Annotated in this window: 14 protein-coding genes; 7 read left to right on the top strand and 7 right to left on the bottom strand. The window is 67.0% G+C overall.

The window, feature by feature from the left end; translation table 11 throughout:
- Window positions 1-117 precede the first annotated feature (117 nt).
- From rplI to rpsF, 4 genes are all read right to left on the bottom strand, one after another.
- Window positions 118-564: a 50S ribosomal protein L9 gene (gene rplI, locus ACFYRX_RS15250; protein ID WP_389099636.1), complete on the bottom strand. Its 447-nt coding sequence runs from the start codon at window positions 562-564 to the stop codon at window positions 118-120.
- Between the two features lie 18 nt (window positions 565-582).
- Window positions 583-819, bottom strand: a complete 237-nt coding sequence (gene rpsR / locus ACFYRX_RS15245) for a 30S ribosomal protein S18 (RefSeq protein ID WP_003949403.1) — start codon at window positions 817-819, stop codon at window positions 583-585.
- 56 nt (window positions 820-875) lie between these two features.
- Complete coding sequence (locus ACFYRX_RS15240; protein WP_389099634.1) at window positions 876-1,490, bottom strand: single-stranded DNA-binding protein; 615 nt, start codon at window positions 1,488-1,490, stop codon at window positions 876-878.
- 78 nt (window positions 1,491-1,568) lie between these two features.
- Complete coding sequence (gene rpsF, locus ACFYRX_RS15235; RefSeq protein ID WP_030827724.1) at window positions 1,569-1,859, bottom strand: 30S ribosomal protein S6; 291 nt, start codon at window positions 1,857-1,859, stop codon at window positions 1,569-1,571.
- A gap of 263 nt (window positions 1,860-2,122) precedes the next feature.
- On the opposite strand from rpsF, the gene ACFYRX_RS15230 reads away from it, so the two are divergent.
- From ACFYRX_RS15230 to ACFYRX_RS15220, 3 genes are all read left to right on the top strand, one after another.
- Window positions 2,123-2,437 carry a hypothetical protein gene (locus ACFYRX_RS15230; protein WP_389099631.1) on the top strand — a complete coding sequence of 105 codons (315 nt, stop codon included), beginning with the start codon at window positions 2,123-2,125 and terminating at the stop codon, window positions 2,435-2,437.
- 179 nt (window positions 2,438-2,616) lie between these two features.
- A complete protein-coding gene (gene femX / locus ACFYRX_RS15225; protein WP_311713550.1) occupies window positions 2,617-3,738 on the top strand; it encodes a peptidoglycan bridge formation glycyltransferase FemX in 1,122 nt (373 codons plus the stop codon).
- A 74-nt stretch (window positions 3,739-3,812) separates the two neighbouring features.
- Window positions 3,813-4,844, top strand: a complete 1,032-nt coding sequence (locus tag ACFYRX_RS15220; RefSeq protein ID WP_389099629.1) for an alanine racemase — start codon at window positions 3,813-3,815, stop codon at window positions 4,842-4,844.
- A 123-nt stretch (window positions 4,845-4,967) separates the two neighbouring features.
- Here ACFYRX_RS15220 and ACFYRX_RS15215 read toward each other — a convergent pair whose 3' ends face one another.
- The gene (locus ACFYRX_RS15215) at window positions 4,968-6,470 is read right to left on the bottom strand and encodes a glycosyltransferase family 87 protein (RefSeq protein WP_389099627.1); all 1,503 of its coding nucleotides are present in this window, start codon (window positions 6,468-6,470) and stop codon (window positions 4,968-4,970) included.
- Window positions 6,471-6,656: 186 nt separating this feature from the next.
- Window positions 6,657-9,341 carry a transglycosylase domain-containing protein gene (locus tag ACFYRX_RS15210; protein ID WP_389099625.1) on the bottom strand — a complete coding sequence of 895 codons (2,685 nt, stop codon included), beginning with the start codon at window positions 9,339-9,341 and terminating at the stop codon, window positions 6,657-6,659.
- A 352-nt stretch (window positions 9,342-9,693) separates the two neighbouring features.
- Here ACFYRX_RS15210 and ACFYRX_RS15205 point away from each other — a divergent pair, with 352 nt between their 5' ends.
- The 3 genes from ACFYRX_RS15205 (at window position 9,694) to ACFYRX_RS15195 (ending at window position 12,933) form a co-directional block, all read left to right on the top strand.
- Window positions 9,694-10,374 carry a PadR family transcriptional regulator gene (locus tag ACFYRX_RS15205; protein ID WP_389099623.1) on the top strand — a complete coding sequence of 227 codons (681 nt, stop codon included), beginning with the start codon at window positions 9,694-9,696 and terminating at the stop codon, window positions 10,372-10,374.
- A 44-nt stretch (window positions 10,375-10,418) separates the two neighbouring features.
- The gene (locus ACFYRX_RS15200) at window positions 10,419-11,501 is read left to right on the top strand and encodes an inositol-3-phosphate synthase (protein WP_389099621.1); all 1,083 of its coding nucleotides are present in this window, start codon (window positions 10,419-10,421) and stop codon (window positions 11,499-11,501) included.
- Between the two features lie 157 nt (window positions 11,502-11,658).
- A complete protein-coding gene (locus tag ACFYRX_RS15195) occupies window positions 11,659-12,933 on the top strand; it encodes an MFS transporter (protein WP_389099619.1) in 1,275 nt (424 codons plus the stop codon).
- Window positions 12,934-13,016: 83 nt separating this feature from the next.
- Here the strand turns inward: ACFYRX_RS15195 and ACFYRX_RS15190 are convergent, their stop codons facing one another.
- Window positions 13,017-14,459, bottom strand: a complete 1,443-nt coding sequence (locus tag ACFYRX_RS15190; protein WP_389100010.1) for a CCA tRNA nucleotidyltransferase — start codon at window positions 14,457-14,459, stop codon at window positions 13,017-13,019.
- Between the two features lie 257 nt (window positions 14,460-14,716).
- Here ACFYRX_RS15190 and ACFYRX_RS15185 point away from each other — a divergent pair, with 257 nt between their 5' ends.
- Window positions 14,717-17,086 (top strand): DUF6049 family protein, encoded by a 2,370-nt coding sequence (locus tag ACFYRX_RS15185; protein WP_389099617.1) that lies wholly within the window; start codon window positions 14,717-14,719, stop codon window positions 17,084-17,086.
- Window positions 17,087-17,110: the final 24 nt, after the last annotated feature.

The raw sequence follows: 17,110 nt of genomic DNA, 5'->3' as shown, positions 1-17,110 counted from the left end.
CAGGCCGTCACGTTTCACGTGAAACACGAAACACCACCGCTCTGCGCCAGGCGCGCAAGAGGGGCCGTACCCCACGGGTACGGCCCCTCTCACAACTGCTCAAGATGCGCGCGGCGATCAGGCCGCGACAACCTCGATGCTGACCTTGGCGGCAACCTCGGGGTGCAGACGCACGGACGTCTCGTGAGCGCCCAGGGTCTTGATCGGCGAACCGAGCTCAATGCGGCGCTTGTCGACCTCGGGGCCACCGGAAGCCTTGATCGCCGAAGCGATGTCGGCCGGGGTGACGGAACCGAAGAGACGACCGGCGTCGCCGGAGCGGACAGCCAGACGGACCTTGACGGCCTCCAGCTGACCCTTGACCTGGTTGGCCTGCTCGATGGTCTGGATCTCGTGGATCTTGCGAGCACGACGGATCTGCTCGACGTCCTTCTCGCCACCCTTGGTCCAGCGGATAGCGAAATTCCGCGGGATCAGGTAGTTGCGAGCGTAACCGTCCTTGACGTCGACGACGTCGCCCGCAGCGCCGAGGCCGGAGACCTCGTGGGTGAGGATGATCTTCATGTTTCGGTCACCCTTCCCTTATCGCGCGGTGGACGTGTAGGGCAGCAGCGCCATCTCACGGCTGTTCTTGACGGCCGTGGCGACGTCACGCTGGTGCTGCGTGCAGTTGCCGGTCACGCGGCGGGCACGGATCTTGCCGCGGTCGGAAATGAACTTCCGCAGCATGTTCGTGTCCTTGTAGTCCACGTACGTGACCTTGTCCTTGCAGAATGCGCAGACCTTCTTCTTCGGCTTGCGCACAGGCGGCTTCGCCATGTGTATCTCCTGTGTGATCAAGAAGTGTGGGTACGACCCACCCTCTGGCCGAAGGCCTAGAAGGGGGGTTCGTCCGAGTAGCCGCCGCCACCGCCACCGCCGCTGGTACCGCCGGAGTTTCCACCCCAGCCGCCGCCACCGCCGCCGCCCTGGTTGCCACCGGCAGGAGCGCTGGTGGCCCAAGGGTCGTCGGCAGGAGCGCCGCCGCCCTGCTGACCGCCGCCGGAGTTTCCACCCCAGCTGCCGCCACCCTGGCCGCCACCGCTGCCGCCGCCGTAACCACCCTGGCCACCTCGGCCGGCACCGCCGGCGGTCTTGGTGACCTTGGCCGTGGCACTGCGCAGACTGGCGCCGACTTCCTCGACGTCCAGCTCGTAGACCGTGCGCTTGACACCTTCACGGTCCTCGTAGGACCGCTGCTTCAGCCGGCCCTGCACGATGACGCGCATGCCCCGCTGGAGCGACTCGGCGACGTTCTCCGCTGCCTGACGCCAGACCGAGCAGGTCAGGAACAGGCTCTCGCCGTCCTTCCACTCGTTCGTCTGACGATCGAAGGTGCGCGGGGTGGACGCGACACGGAACTTCGCGACCGCCGCACCGGAAGGGGTGAAGCGCAGCTCGGGGTCATCGACAAGATTGCCGACGACCGTGATGACGGTCTCGCCTGCCATGGGGAACCTCTCGGCGGGTTTGCTGCTCTGGCTGCTTGGTTGCTGCTACTCGGATCCCGAGATCAGCTGAGCGGAAGCTCAGTGGGTCTCGGGGCGGAGGACCTTGGTCCGGAGGACCGACTCGTTCAGGTTCAGCTGTCGGTCGAGCTCCTTGACGACCGCAGGCTCGGCCTGCAGGTCGATGACCGAGTAGATGCCCTCGGGCTTCTTCTTGATCTCGTACGAGAGACGACGACGGCCCCAGGTGTCGACCTTCTCGACCTTTCCGTTGCCCTCACGGACGACGGAGAGGAAGTTCTCGATCAGGGGGGAGACAGCGCGCTCCTCCAGATCGGGGTCGAGGATGACCATCACCTCGTAGTGACGCATGTGGAACCCACCTCCTTTGGACTCAGCGGCCACGGTCGTTCCGTGGCAGGAGGGTTGTGATGCGTTCGCAACGGTATCGGCCGCCACTGACAATCGGGGCTTCCTCGCGGTAGTCCCGGTCGTGACATGGGCAGACACCTTGCAGACGGTACAGACTACCCGCACACCGGCTTCGGGTTGTAATCCGGCCTCGGAGACCGTCACTCTGTACACATCGGGTGTGTACGGCGCTACCGTGCGCCGCCTTCCGCAGGAGGTGCCCTATGGCACAGGCAATGCGACCCAACACCGTCGGAGGCCTTTTTGCCACGGACGGGAAACCCCACCCTCTCCAGGACACGCTGCTCGCGGTGACCCTGGTGCTGGGCGTCACGGCTTTCGTCACGGCGATGTTCCACAACCTGCACCTGCTCAGCTCCTGGACCGGCCTGGTGGGCATCCTCACCGGCGCCTACGGCCAGTGGGTCTCGGAGACGACCCGTGAGCGCTTCGGACTGATCCTCGGTCTCGGCGCGGCCTCGGTCGGCTTCTTCCTCGGCATGGCGCACGGCGGCCTCTTCGGCGGGGTCATCAACTGACGCCACGGGCACCGTCCCCCTGACAACACCCAAAGCACCACGGAACGCCTCGGCGGGCCACGAGCCGGGGCGCAGGTGCCGTACGCCCAGTCGGGGCGCTCGTAAGGCGCAGTAGGCTTCGGCGCGAGAGCCGGAGCCCCTGTACCCATGGGGACACACCAGCCCGAGGAGCGCCCCGAATGAGCCTGACCCTGAGGACGATCAGCCGCGAGCAGCATCTGGCGTACATCCAGAGCCTGCCCTCGGCGAGCCACATGCAGGTTCCGGCCTGGGCAGACGTCAAGGCGGAGTGGCGCTCCGAGAGCCTCGGCTGGTTCGACGAGAGGACCGGCGAGCTGGTCGGCGCGGGACTCGTCCTCTACCGTCAGCTGCCCAAGATCAAGCGCTACCTCGCCTATCTGCCCGAGGGCCCGGTCATCAACTGGTTCGCGCCGAATCTGACGGACTGGCTGGAACCGATGCTGGCGCACCTCAAGCATCAGGGCGCCTTCTCCGTGAAGATGGGCCCGCCGGTGATCATCCGGCGCTGGGAGGCCACCTCCATCAAGGCGGGCATCCAGAACCCGGACGTGAAGCGCCTGCGTGACATCGAGGCCGACTTCATCGAGCCGCGCGCCTTCGAGGTGGCCGACAAACTGCGCCGCATGGGCTGGCAGCAGGGCGAGGACGGGGGAGCCGGCTTCGGCGACGTACAGCCGCGCTACGTCTACCAGGTGCCGCTCGCGAACCGCTCCCTGGAAGAGGTCCACAAGAACTTCAACCAGCTGTGGCGCCGCAACATCAAGAAGGCCGAGAAGGCCGGCGTCGAGGTCGTCCAGGGTGGTTACCAGGACCTCGAGGAATGGCAGCGGCTGTACGAGATCACCGCGGTGCGCGACCACTTCCGGCCCCGCCCGCTGTCGTACTTCCAGCGCATGTGGACGGCCCTCAACACCGAGGACCCCAACCGGATGCGGCTGTACTTCGCCCGTCACGAGGGCGTGAACCTGTCGGCGGCTACGATGCTGATCGTCGGCGGACACGTCTGGTACTCCTACGGCGCCTCCGACAACATCGGCCGCGAGGTCCGGCCCTCGAACGCGATGCAGTGGCGGATGCTGCGTGACGCCTACGCGCTCGGCGCCACCGTCTACGACCTGCGGGGCATCTCCGACTCGCTGGACGAGACCGATCACCTGTTCGGCCTGATCCAGTTCAAGGTGGGCACGGGCGGCCAGGCCGCCGAGTACCTCGGCGAGTGGGACTTCCCGCTCAACAAGCTGCTGCACAAGGCCCTCGACATCTACATGTCGCGCCGCTGACGTCGCGTACTTCGCTTCAACAGTTCCCATACCTCTGATACACCGCAGCCACTAGAAAGGTTCCGGGTCCGGCCATGGCGCTCACGCTCTACGTCGACACCGCGCGCTGGCGGGCGCACCACAAGCACGTGCAGGAGCAGTTCCCGGGACTCGTCCCGGTCTGCAAGGGCAACGGCTACGGCTTCGGGCACGAGCGGCTGGCGGAGGAGGCGACCCGGCTCGGCTCGGACGTCCTCGCCGTCGGTACGACCTACGAGGCCGCGCGGATCAAGGACTGGTTCGGCGGTGACCTGCTGGTGCTGACGCCGTACCGGCGGGGCGAGGAACCCGTACCGCTGCCCGACCGGGTCATCCGTTCGGTGTCGTCGATCGACGGGGTCTACGGCCTGGTGGGGGCCCGCGTGGTCATCGAGGTGATGTCCTCGATGAAGCGGCACGGCATCAGCGAGCAGGAACTGCCGCAGTTGCACTCCGCCATAGAGAACGTCCGCCTCGAAGGGTTCGCGATCCACCTGCCGCTGGACCGCACCGACGGCTCGGACGCCGTCGAGGAGGTCATCGGCTGGATGGACCGGCTGCGCGCGGCCCGCCTGCCGCTGCACACCATGTTCGTCAGCCACCTGAAGGCCGAGGACCTCGCGCGGCTGCAGCAGCAGTTCCCTCAGACCCGTTTCCGCGCCCGCATCGGGACCCGGCTGTGGCTCGGGGACCATGACGCCACCGAGTACCGCGGCGCGGTCCTGGACGTCACCCGCGTCTCCAAGGGCGACCGCTTCGGCTACCGGCAGCAGAAGACGGCCTCCGACGGCTTCCTGGTCGTCGTGGCGGGCGGAACGTCGCACGGTGTGGGTCTGGAGGCCCCGAAGGCCCTGCACGGCGTCATGCCGCGTGCCAAGGGCGTTGCCCGCGCGGGCCTCGCCACGGTCAACCGGAACCTTTCTCCGTTCGTCTGGGGCGGCAAGCAGCGCTGGTTCGCCGAGCCGCCGCACATGCAGGTCTCCATCCTCTTCGTCCCTTCCGACGCCCCGGAGCCGAAGGTCGGCGAGGAACTGGTGGCCCATCTGCGGCACACCACCACGCAGTTCGACCGGATCGTCGACCGCTGAGCCGCATGCGGACTGCGCACCGGGTGCAGTAGACACGACGAAGAGGCCGTACACGGGAGCTCCCGTGTACGGCCTTACGCGTACATGCCTCAACCGGTGTACGCCCCGCAGGGCGCTGTTCGCTCAGAGCGAACCGTCGGCGCCCTCCCGGTCGTTGCCCCACTCGACCTGCGGTCCGTCGAAGTGAGCGGCATGCCGGGGCCGATGGGCGGCGGCACCGAGCACGAAGACGTCCTCCGCACCGTCGAGCACTCCGCCCGAGGGGTCGTCGTCACCCGCCCGCCGCACCACGTCCCGCTCCGGCATGAGGATGTCGCGAAGGACCATCGCGCACAGGTAGGCCGTGCCCAGCAGGTGCAGTCCGATGGCCCAGTGGTAGCCGTCGGTCGGCAGTCCCTTGTGGGCGTTGCCGCTGGTCGTGTACGCGAGGTACATCCAGATCCCCAGGAAGTACGCCACCTCGCACGCCTGCCAGATGAGGAAGTCCCGCCACTTCGGCCTGGCCAGCACGGCGAGCGGCACCAACCACAGTACGTACTGCGGCGAATAGACCTTGTTGGTGAGGATGAACGCGGCGACGATCAGGAACGCCAGCTGGGCGAACCGCGGCCGGCGCGGAGCGGTCAGGGTCAGCGCCGCGACGCCCGCGCAGCACAGCAGCATCAGCGAGGTGGCAAGCGTGTTGACGGTGTCGGTGCTCAACGGGTCGCTGGAGTTCTGGGCCATGATCAGCCAGAAGGAGCCGAAGTCCACGCCCCGCTCCTGGCTGAACGTGTAGAACTTCGACCAGCCGTCGAAGGCGAAGAACATCACGGGCAGGTTCACCACGAGCCATGAGACGACCGTGCCGCCCAGGGCCTTGCCGAAGTCGCGCCACTTGCCCGCCCGCCAGCACAGCACGAACAGCGCGCCGAGCAGGAAGACGGGATAGAGCTTGGCGGCCGTGGCGAGCCCCAGGAGGACTCCGAAGGCGAGCGAGCGGCCCCGGGCCCACATCAGCATCGCGGAGGCCGTCAGAGCGACCGCCAGCAGGTCCCAGTTGATGGTGGCGGTCAGCGCGAAGGCGGGTGCCAGTGCGACCAGCAGGCCGTCCCAGGGACGCCGGGCGTGCGTACGGCTCACGCAGACGACGATGATGGCCGCGCACACCATCAGCATCCCGGCGTTGACCATCCAGTACCACTGTTCCTGGTCCTGGATGCTGCCGCTGCCGGGCGTGAGCCAGGCGGCGACCTCCATGAACACACCGGTCAGCACCGGGTATTCGAGGTACTGCATGTCACCGGGGAGCTTGTCGAAGTATGGGACGAGCCCGTCGGCGAAGCCGCGTCCCTGGTAGAGGTGGGGGATGTCCGAGTAGCACGCGTGGGTGTACTGGGAGCTGGCTCCGAAGAACCAGGCGCCGTTGTAGCAGGGCGCCTTCTGGACCAGGCCGAGCGCGAACACGCCGATGGCCACGAGTGCGATGACCCGGACGGGGGTCCACCAGGACGTCCCCAGCAGGGCGCGCCGCCCGAGAGGGCCACCGATGAACTCGCTGCCGTTCCTGGAGATCTCGTCGTCCTTGGTCGGACGCACTGGATCCGACTCGTGCACGCTCGCTGGCGTCGATTCAGCACTGGGCATGCCGCACATCCTGCCGTACGAGGCTGGGAGCACGCCGAGGGCTACGGGGAAGCAGCCGTCGGCCGACGGTCGGCGATCATCCGCGAGTCATGAACTGCAGCTCAGGCAGTAGCGGAAAGCGCATGAGGCGCATCCGCACCCCGAAGGGCCCGAATGCGCCTCATGCGCGACAGAGCGGGGAACGTCCTATCCGCTCGATCCTCCGAACAACCCGCCGTTGCCGTTCCCGTTGGTATTGCCGCCGTTCTCATCCGTCGCTGTGGCCGTCGGCGTCGAACTCACGCCCCCGTCGGTGCCGCCGTTGTCCGTGCCGCCCGTGTCGTCGCACTGCCAGGAGAACCGGCAGGACTCGCTCACGGTGGGCGTCGGAGTGGGGAACGTCAGGCTGGGCGTCGGAGTCGGTGTCGGGGTGGCCGACTCGGTCTCCGTCGGCGTCGGAGTGGGCGTCGGGGTGGGATCGTCGTTGAGGATCTTGCCGATGGGCTCCGGAGTCGGGAAGTCCACGGACTTCTCGCCCTTCAGCGCCTGCTCCATGTAGTCGTGCCAGATCTCGGACGGGAACGAGGCGCCGTGGATCTTCTCCTGGCCACCCGTTCCGTACATCTCCAGGAACGTGCGGTTCTTCTTGGTCTCGTCGTCGTCCAGCCGGAACATCGTGATCGACGTGGACAGCTGCGGGGTGTATCCCACGAACCAGGCGGACTTGTTGCCGTCGGTGGTACCGGTCTTGCCCGCCACCTCACGGCCGGCCAGCTTGGCGTTGGTACCGGTGCCCTTGTCGACCACGGTCTTGAGGACGTCGGTGACGTTGTCGGCGACCTTCTTCTCGAAGGCCTGCGTCGGCTTCGCCTTGTGGTTGAAGATCTCGCCGTCGATGCTTGTCACGCTCTCGACCGAGTACGGCTCGTTCTGCTTGCCGCTCGCCGCGAAGGTGGCGTACGCGCCCGCCATACGAATGGCGCTGGGGTCGGAGATGCCGATGGAGAAGGACGGGAAGCTGGTACCGGCCAGGCTGTTCTCCTTGAGGCCGGCGTCCATGGCCGCCTCCTTGACCTTGTCCAGGCCGACATCCATGCCGAGCTGCACGAAGGCGGAGTTCACCGACTCCCGCATCGCCTCACGCAGGTCGATCTGGTACTTGGGAGGAGAGCCGTAGGACTGCTTGCCGTCGTTCGTCTGGTTCCACTCCTTGCCCTCCTTGTTCTCCCAGATCGAACCGTCGTAGTTCTTGATCTTGAGGCCGTTCTCGCCGCTGAACAGGCTCTTCGCGTTGACGACCGTGCGCTCGTCCTGCGCCTGGCTCTCCCCCAGGTCAGGGTCGCGCACGCCCCACTTCATCGCCGCCGCCAGCACGAACGCCTTGAACGTCGAACCCACCTGGGCGCCGGTGGAATCGCAGTTGTTGGCGAAGTGCTTGGTCGCGTCCTCGCCTCCGTAACAGGCCCGGATCGCACCGGTGGCCGGCTCCACGGACGCCCCGCCGAACTGGACGTAGGTGTCCTTGGTCGGACGCTTCTTCGGGTCGATGTTCTCCTTGCGGACCTTCGCCACGGCTGCCTCGAGCTCGTTGACCTTCTTCTTGTCGAAGGTCGTGTAGATCGAATAGCCGCCCTGCTGGAACTTGTCGGCGCTGATGATCTTGTTGTTGATCAGGTACGCCTTGGCGAGGTCGACCAGATAGCCGACCTGTCCCTTGAGCTGGGTGTTGGACCGAGGGTTCTGCACCTTGGGAAGCGTCGTGTACTTGGCCCGCTCCGCCGCACTGAGGTGGCCGTACTCGACCATCTTGTCGAGGGTGTTCTGCATCTGCCGCAGAGCACGCCTGCTGTTGGCCTCGGGCGTGGCGTTCGTCGAGTCGATGGACGTCGCGCCCGCCGGGTCGTAGTACGTGGCGCCCTTGAGCGTGGCGGCCAGGAAGGCACACTCGCCCGGGTTCAGGTCCTTGGCCTGCTTGTTGAAGTACGCGCGTGCGGCCGCCTCGATGCCGTAGGCGTTGCGACCGTAGTACGCGGAGTTCAGGTAGCCCTCCATGATCGCGTCCTTCTTGACCGTGGCACCCACCTTGATGGAGATGAAGATCTCCTTGAACTTGCGGGTGATGGTCTGGGACTGATCGTTGAGGCGCGCGTTCTTGACGTACTGCTGGGTGATGGTGGAGCCACCCTGCGTGTCCCCGCCCCTGGCCATGTTGAACACGGCCCGGGCGATGCCCTTGGGGTCGATGCCGCTGTCGGTGTAGAAGGTCTTGTTCTCCTGCGAGACGACGGCGTACTGCATCGCCTTCGGGATCTGCGCGAGGTTGATGATCTGGCGATTGGTCTCACCACCGGTGGAGACCATCTCGGTCCTGTCGGACCAGTAGTAGACGTTGTTCTGCGCGGTCGCGGTCTGGGCCACGTTCGGAACGCTCACCAGTGCGTAACCGACGCCGGCGACCGCGACCAGGCTTCCGACGAAGCCGATGAACAGCCCCGTCACCAGCTTCCAGGACGGCACCCAGCGCGCCACCCCGTACTTGCCCGCGCGCGGGTAGTCGATGAGCCGCTTCTTGCCGGACTCGGAAGCGCGTCCCCGACCGGCCGGCGCTCCGCGTCGGCCTCCACGAACCGGTTCTGCCCCTCGGCGGCGACCACCGCCGGTGCTTCTCTGGGCCGCCCGACGGGCATCGGTACGGCTGCCGGGCAGACGCTCCTCGCCTCCCGGACCATAGGAAGCCGACTCCTGGGAACTCGTCCCATAGGAGTCGGCAAGAGATCCGGTGGCGCCTCGCGGAGCCGCGCGGCGGCCGGAGGACGAGCCGGACTGGCCGCGTCGGGCCGCGGCACGTCCGCCACCCTGCGGCTGCGGCGGTTTGCGACGGTGCTCGCTCATCGAACGACTACTCCTCGGGCAGGCGCACCTTTGCGCGCCTGGAAACGGCGGCTGGTTTCCGGTCCCCCCGAAGTACGGATGTGGTCGGTTCCGCATTCATCCGTACTGCACCCAGGACTCCGACGCCCCCCAGGCGTCACTCGGCTCCCGGTGGTGTGCATGCCGCACAGACTACGCACCGTCAAAACCTGCCGAGCTCCGAAGTTCACCCCAAATCAGGCAACTTGGTTCGCATGAATCATTGATGTGATCCCGTTCACCGTCCCCCCACTTGTCGCTTCCGGAAAGCCGTTCTATCGTCTCGATGTATCGAGTCGATACATCGGTGCGAGACAAGGACGAGGAGGCGACGATGAGCCGGCGTGCCGGGATCCTTGAATTCGCCGTACTCGGCCTGCTCCGTGAGTCCCCGATGCACGGCTACGAGCTGCGCAAACGCCTCAACACGTCCCTGGGCGTGTTCCGTGCGTTCAGCTACGGCACGCTCTACCCCTGCCTCAAGACGCTGGTCGTCAACGGCTGGTTGATCGAGGAACCGGGGCACACCACCGAGGACGCCCTCGCCGCACCACTCGCAGGGCGTCGCGCCAAGATCGTCTATCGGTTGACGGCAGACGGTAAGGAGCACTTCGAGGAGCTGCTCTCGCAGACAGGTCCCGACGCGTACGAGGACGAGCACTTCGCGGCTCGTTTCGCCTTCTTCGGGCAGACCTCGCGCGACGTCCGTATGCGAGTCCTCGAAGGCCGCCGCAGCCGGCTCGAGGAGCGCCTGGAGAAGATGCGTGCCTCGCTGACACGCACCCGGGAGCGCCTCGACGACTACACGCTTGAGCTCCAGCGCCACGGGATGGAGTCCGTGGAGCGCGAAGTGCGCTGGCTGAACGAGCTCATCGAGAGCGAGCGGGCCGGCCGGAACCTCAAGGGTCCCGGCCATGGAGAGCCCACTCGCGACACCACAGAGGGAGCGCCGGGCGTCCTGCCCCGGCCCGGGGACACCCCCGGGCCGGATACGCCCGGCGACACCACCACGTGAGGTCCCTGCCAGGGCCTCACTCGTACACACAGGGAGCAACCGGAATGGGTTCGGTTCGCGTAGCCGTCGTCGGTGTGGGCAACTGCGCCGCGTCGTTGGTTCAGGGAGTCGAGTACTACAAGGACGCCGATCCGGCGTCGAAGGTCCCCGGGCTGATGCATGTCCAGTTCGGTGACTACCACGTCAAGGACATCGAGTTCGTCGCCGCGTTCGACGTGGACGCCAAGAAGGTCGGCCTCGACCTGGCGGACGCCATCGGCGCCTCCGAGAACAACACCATCAAGATCTGCGACGTGCCGAACACCGGTGTGAAGGTCCGCCGCGGCCACACCCTCGACGGTCTCGGCAAGTACTACCGCGAGACCATCGAGGAGTCCGAGGCCGAGCCTGTCGACGTCGTCAAGATCCTCAAGAAGAAGCAGGTCGACGTCCTCGTCTGCTACCTGCCCGTCGGTTCCGAGGCCGCGGCGAAGTTCTACGCCCAGTGCGCCATCGACGCCAAGGTCGCCTTCGTCAACGCCCTGCCGGTCTTCATCGCCGGCACCAAGGAGTGGGCGGACAAGTTCACCGAGGCGGGCGTCCCGATCGTCGGCGACGACATCAAGTCCCAGGTCGGCGCCACCATCACGCACCGCGTCATGGCGAAGCTGTTCGAGGACCGCGGTGTCGTCCTGGACCGCACGATGCAGCTGAACGTCGGCGGCAACATGGACTTCAAGAACATGCTCGAGCGCGAGCGCCTGGAGTCCAAGAAGATCTCCAAGACGCAGGCCGTCACCTCCCAGATCCCCGACCGGGACCTCGGCGCGAAGAACGTCCACATCGGTCCGTCGGACTACGTGCAGTGGCTCGACGACCGCAAGTGGGCCTACGTCCGCCTCGAGGGCCGCGCCTTCGGTGACGTCCCGCTGAGCCTGGAGTACAAGCTCGAGGTCTGGGACTCTCCGAACTCCGCGGGTGTCATCATCGACGCCGTGCGCGCCGCGAAGATCGCCAAGGACCGCGGCATCGGCGGTCCGATCCTGTCGGCCTCGAGCTACTTCATGAAGTCCCCGCCTGTCCAGTACTTCGACGACGAGGCACGCGAGAACGTCGAGAAGTTCATCAGGGGAGACGTCGAGCGCTAGCGAGACAGAGCACGATGCAGCTAACGAGACCGAGCACGGTGCACGCGGCGAGACACAGCGCCACACACTAGGGCTCGCTCAAACGCTCCTGCCAGGGCTGTCGAGGGTCCCCCGGGTCGTATCCCGGGGGACCCTCGCCGTATGTGAGGCTGTGCCCATGTCCGTCGTGCGTGATCTGCAGGTCCTGCTGCGCCTCGGGGACTTCCGGCGCCTGCTGTCCGTGCGCCTGCTCTCCCAGGGCGCGGACGGCGTCTACCAGATCGCTCTCGCCGCCTACGTCGTCTTCTCCCCGGAGAAGCAGACCTCGGCCACAGCGATCGCCTCCGCAATGGCTGTCCTGCTCCTCCCTTACTCCTTGGTGGGCCCCTTCGCCGGCGTTCTCCTGGACCGCTGGCGCCGCCGCCAGGTCTTCCTCTACGGCAACCTCGTGCGCGCCCTCCTGGCATCGGCGACGGCGGCCCTGATGCTCAGCGACGTCCCGGACTGGCTCTTCTACGTGTCCGCCCTGTGCGTCACCGCGGTCAACCGCTTCGTCCTGTCCGGCCTGTCCGCCGCGCTGCCCCGCGTCGTCGACGAGGAGCGGCTGGTGATCGCCAACTCCCTCTCCCCGACCGCCGGAACCCTTGCCGCCACCGCGGGCGGCGGCCTTGCCTTCGTCGTCAGGCTGGTGGTGGCCGACTCCGACGCGGCCGTCGTGCTGCTGGGAGCCGGGCTGTACCTGTGCGGCGCACTCGCCGCGCTGCGCATGCCACCGGAACTGCTCGGCCCCGACACCGAGTTGATCCACCCTCGCCTCGGGACGGCGTTGGCCGGCACCGCCCGTGATCTGGTGGCCGGTGTGCGACATCTGACTGCGCCTTCACGCCGTTCGGCCCTCCGGGCGCTCGGCGCGATGTCGTTGATGCGGTTCTGCTACGGCGCACTGCTCGTCATGGTGCTGATGCTCTGCCGCTACGCCCTGACCTCCGATCCGGACGACGGACTTGCTCTGCTGGGGCTGGCCCTGGGAATCTCCGGTGCAGGCTTCTTCGTCGCCGCGCTTCTCACCCCCTGGGCCGTGGGGAGACTTGGGCCCGAGCGCTGGATCGTCGTGTGCGCCGCGGCCGCCGCAGTACTGGAGCCCGCCCTCGGACTCCCCTTCGCCACCGTCTCCATGCTCGTCGCGGCGTTCGTCCTGGGGCTGATCACCCAGGGCGCGAAGATCGCCACCGACACCATCGTGCAGTCCTCAGTCGACGACGGCTTCCGGGGCCGGATCTTCGCGGTCTACGACGTGCTGTTCAACATCGCTTTCGTGGGCGCCGCCGCCGTGGCCGCCCTCATCCTGCCGCCGGACGGCCGCTCGGTACCCCTGGTAATCACCGTCGCCGTCATCTACGCGACGGTCGCCGCCACGATGACGCGGGAGCGACGGATGGCGAGGGAACGATGAGGGGCGATGTTTCACGTGAAACACCGCCCCTCGATGTGTTCGAGGGTCATGTTTCACGTGAAACATGACCCCGTTTCATGCCCTCAGTTCTGCTCGACCCACCACTTCTTGAGTGCGGCCACCGCCTCGTCATGCTTCATCGGTCCATGCTCCAGACGAAGCTCCAGCATGTGCTTGTACGCGCGGCCGATGGCAGGGCCGGGGCCCACATCGAGGATCTCCATGATCTGGTTGCCGTCGAGGTCGGGCCTGATCGCGTCGAGCTCCTCCTGCTCCTGAAGCTGGGCAATCCGTTCCTCCAGACCGTCGTACGCACGCGACAGTGCGGCCGCCTTGCGCTTGTTCCGGGTCGTACAGTCCGAGCGGGTCAACTTGTGGAGTCGGTCGAGCAGCGGACCCGCGTCCCGCACATAGCGACGAACCGCCGAATCCGTCCACTCCCCGGTGCCGTACCCGTGAAAACGCAGATGGAGTTCGACGAGCTGGGAAACGTCCTTCACCAGCTCGTTGGAGTACTTGAGCGCCGTCATCCGCTTCTTCGTCATCTTCGCTCCGACCACTTCGTGGTGGTGGAACGAGACGCGGCCGTCGTTCTCGAAGCGGCGGGTGCGCGGCTTGCCGATGTCGTGGAGCAGCGCGGCCAGGCGGAGAGTCAGGTCGGGCCCTTCCTTCTCCAGCTCGATGGCCTGCTCCAGCACGATCAGCGTGTGCTCGTAGACATCCTTGTGCCGGTGGTGTTCATCGCTCTCCAGCCGCAGAGCCGGGAGCTCCGGAAGGACATGATCGGCAAGACCCGTGTCGACAAGCAGGGTCAGCCCCTTGCGCGGGTTCGCGGACAGGATGATCTTGTTGAGCTCGTCCCGTACCCGCTCGGCCGAGACGATCTCGATGCGCCCGGACATGCTCTTCATGGCCGCCACGACTTCGGGGGCCACCTCGAAGTCAAGCTGGGCGGCGAAGCGTGCCGCGCGCATCATCCGCAGCGGGTCGTCGGAGAAGGATTCCTCGGGGGTGCCCGGTGTACGAAGTACCCGCGCCTCAAGGTCTTCCAGGCCGCCGTGCGGGTCGATGAACTTCTTCTCGGCAAGCGAGAACGCCATGGCGTTCACCGTGAAGTCACGCCGGACGAGGTCCTCCTCGATGGAGTCGCCGTACGCCACCTCCGGCTTGCGCGAGGTCCGGTCGTACGCCTCGGAACGGTAGGTGGTCACCTCCACCTGGAAGCCGTCCTTCTGCCCCCCGACCGTGCCGAAGGCGATCCCGACCTCCCACACCGCGTCCGCCCACTTCTTGAGGATCTTCAGTACGTCCTGTGGGCGAGCGTCCGTTGTGAAGTCCAGATCGTTACCGGGCCGATCCAGCAGCGCGTCCCGGACAGGCCCGCCGACCAGGGCAAGCGAGAACCCTGCCGCCTGGAAACGACGCGCGAGGTCGTCGGCGACAGGAGCGAACCGCAACAGTTCATTCACCGTGTGAGGCTGCGCCTGGCTGGGGGTATGGAGAAGGTTTTCGTCGGCGTTCGGCACAACAGAAGAGGGTACGTGGCCCGGGCGGCCATGAGCGCCTCCATTAAACGTGCACCGAGTCCTCATCCCTACCTGCACAAGGTCTGCCCCGGAGACTCACGGACGCGCTCCCCTTTATACGCACACATTCGGGACAGCACGGCAGCGTCCACCGATCTTGTGGAGCAGTCCGCGGCACTTCCCCTCAGCGCGCATCGTTACCATGCGTGGACGCACATTCCGACGACCACTGACGACGACGAGGGACGGGCGAGCGCGTGGCCGAGGCGGCAGACTTCCAGGGGACGAGTCCCTCACCTGCCCGCCGCTGGCTGCGGCGCACCGGGACGCTGCTGGCAGGGGCGCCGCTACTGGCCGGCCTGTGCCAGCTCTCCGCCCTCGCACCCGCCCAGGCCGCCGACGATCCCGGCTCGGTCTCCGTAGCCGTCGACACACTCAGCCCCAACGCGCCCGCGGACGGTGACACGATCACCGTGTCCGGGACGGTGACCAACAACGGCAAGAAGGCCGTCACGGCCGCCCACGTGGGACTCTGGGTGGGCCCCGAACTGAACACCCGCTCGTCGATCGACGACATCACCGAAGACAGCCGCTCCCTCCAGGGCACCACGGGATCCGAGGTCGGCGGCAAGTACGTAGCGAAGTTCTCGAAGCTGACCCCCGGGGTCGCCGAGCCGTTCTCCATCTCCGTGCCGGTCGACAAGCTGGACCTCGGCGACGCCGGCGTCTACCAGTTCGCCGTCTCCCTCTCGGGCAAGTCCTCGGCACAGTCGTGGGACCAGATGCTCGGCATCCAGCGGACCTTTCTGCCGTGGCAGTCCGACGAGGCGGACACGAAGACCAGGACGACCTTCCTGTGGCCGCTGATCTCGACCGTCCACATGACGGCGGAAACCGGATCGAACGCCCAGCAGACGCCGGTCTTCCTCAATGACGACCTCGCCGAGGAGATCTCGGCGGGTGGCCGGCTGGACCAGATGCTGTCACTGGGCGAAAACCTCGGCGTCACCTGGGTGATCGACCCGGACCTCCTGGCGTCCGTCGACGCGATGACCCGCAGCTACCGGATCCAGGGCGACGGCGACACCACGACGGCGGGCACCCACCAGGCACTCGCCAAGCAGTGGCTGGCACGGCTGCAGAAAGCGGTGGAGGGCCAGGAAGTCGTCGCACTGCCCTTCGCCGACCCGGACCTTGCTTCCCTCGCCCACAACGGCACGAGCGTCACCGGCTCACTCAGCCATCTCGACGAGGCCACCGACGTCGCGGCCACCACGGTGAAGACCGTGCTCCACGTGACACCGAGCACCGACTTCGCCTGGCCCGTGAACGGCGCGGTGGACCCGTCGATCGTCAAGGTCGCCACCTCCGCCGGCGCCGACAAGGTGATCGCACGCAGCGACAGCCTCCAGGAGACCGGCGGCCTCTCGTACACGCCCTCCGCCGCCCGCCCCATCGGCGGCGGCACCACGGCTGTCGTCGCGGACGCCCGGCTGTCGACGGCTTTCCAGGGCGATCTGACGAAGGCCTCCACCGCGACACTCGCCGTCCAGCGGTTCCTCGCACAGAGCCTCACCATCGGCCTCCAGACGGACAAGCAGCGCAGCATCGTCGTCGCCCCGCAGCGCATGCCGACGGCGAGCCAAGCCAGTGCGATGGCTGAGGCGATCAACGCCCTGGAGAGCGGAAACTGGTCCGAGACCCAGAAGCTCACGGCGGCGGCCGCGGCCAAGCCCGATCCCGGGGCCACCACCAAGGTGCCCTCTGCGTCCGCCTACCCTGCCTCGCTGCGCAGGCAGGAACTGGCGAAGCCGGCCTTCCAGCAGATCGCGGACACGCAGGACAAGCTCGACAACTTCAAGGTGATCCTCTCCGACCAGTCCCGCGTCGTGACCCCCTTCGGGCGAGCCGTGAACCGCGAGATGTCCACGTCGTGGCGGGGCCGCACCGCCGAGGCGAGCGGGTTCCGCAGCGATGTCGAGGCCTACCTCGACGAACTGACCTCACAGGTCAGCCTGATCGACAAGTCGGAGACCAAGCTTTCCGGCCGCAGTGCCACCATCCCCGTGACGGTTCAGAACAACCTGGTGCAGGGCGTGGAGCACTTGAGGCTCCGGCTGACGTCGCTGAGCCCGAACCGGCTCGAGATCGGTGGCTCCTCCTACTACGAGCAGCCGGTCGAGGTCTCCGGCGGCCACAGCCAGACGGTGAAGTTCACCACGACGGCCAAAGCCAACGGCAAGGCCTCGGTGATCGCCCAGCTGTACACGGAGGACGGCCAGCCTTACGGCAATGCCGTCAGGTTCGACGTGAAGGTCACCGAGTTCACGGCCACGGTCATGCTGGTCATCGGCGGCGGTGTCCTGCTTCTGGTGCTGGCAGGATTCCGGATGTACACCCAGCGCAAGCGCGCGGCCGCCCGTGAAGCCGAGCAGAACGGCCCCGACGACGCGGCCGGTGAGACCGGGGAAGACCCGGAGAACCCCCAGGGCCCCGAGGATCGTCTCAAGGAAGAGTCCGGCACCGGACCCGGGGCAGACGCCCCGGAGCAGCCGAGTGACCTGACAGCGGACACCGCAGCGGAAAGCGCCGGGCCGTCCGGCACGGGTGAGAGAGTGGACCGTTGAGGATGTCGTGGCCGGTGGGCCGGG

The organism is Streptomyces sp. NPDC005374 (genome assembly GCF_042872225.1).
Lineage (GTDB): Bacteria > Actinomycetota > Actinomycetes > Streptomycetales > Streptomycetaceae > Streptomyces.
Note: the sequence above shows the minus strand (reverse complement) of the source record. Positions and strands in the feature narration are given on the sequence as shown.

Excerpts from the sequence above, each read along its gene's own strand:
- ACFYRX_RS15205 (WP_389099623.1), top strand. The coding sequence starts at position 9,694 with ATGAGCCGGCGTGCCGGGATCCTTGAATTCGCCGTACTCGGCCTGCTC.
- ACFYRX_RS15200 (WP_389099621.1), top strand. The coding sequence starts at position 10,419 with ATGGGTTCGGTTCGCGTAGCCGTCGTCGGTGTGGGCAACTGCGCCGCG.
- rpsR (WP_003949403.1), bottom strand. The coding sequence starts at position 819 with ATGGCGAAGCCGCCTGTGCGCAAGCCGAAGAAGAAGGTCTGCGCATTC.
- ACFYRX_RS15230 (WP_389099631.1), top strand. The coding sequence starts at position 2,123 with ATGGCACAGGCAATGCGACCCAACACCGTCGGAGGCCTTTTTGCCACG.
- ACFYRX_RS15215 (WP_389099627.1), bottom strand. The coding sequence starts at position 6,470 with ATGCCCAGTGCTGAATCGACGCCAGCGAGCGTGCACGAGTCGGATCCA.
- femX (WP_311713550.1), top strand. The coding sequence starts at position 2,617 with ATGAGCCTGACCCTGAGGACGATCAGCCGCGAGCAGCATCTGGCGTAC.
- rplI (WP_389099636.1), bottom strand. The coding sequence starts at position 564 with ATGAAGATCATCCTCACCCACGAGGTCTCCGGCCTCGGCGCTGCGGGC.
- ACFYRX_RS15240 (WP_389099634.1), bottom strand. The coding sequence starts at position 1,490 with ATGGCAGGCGAGACCGTCATCACGGTCGTCGGCAATCTTGTCGATGAC.
- ACFYRX_RS15195 (WP_389099619.1), top strand. The coding sequence starts at position 11,659 with ATGTCCGTCGTGCGTGATCTGCAGGTCCTGCTGCGCCTCGGGGACTTC.
- ACFYRX_RS15220 (WP_389099629.1), top strand. The coding sequence starts at position 3,813 with ATGGCGCTCACGCTCTACGTCGACACCGCGCGCTGGCGGGCGCACCAC.
- rpsF (WP_030827724.1), bottom strand. The coding sequence starts at position 1,859 with ATGCGTCACTACGAGGTGATGGTCATCCTCGACCCCGATCTGGAGGAG.
- ACFYRX_RS15210 (WP_389099625.1), bottom strand. The coding sequence starts at position 9,341 with ATGAGCGAGCACCGTCGCAAACCGCCGCAGCCGCAGGGTGGCGGACGT.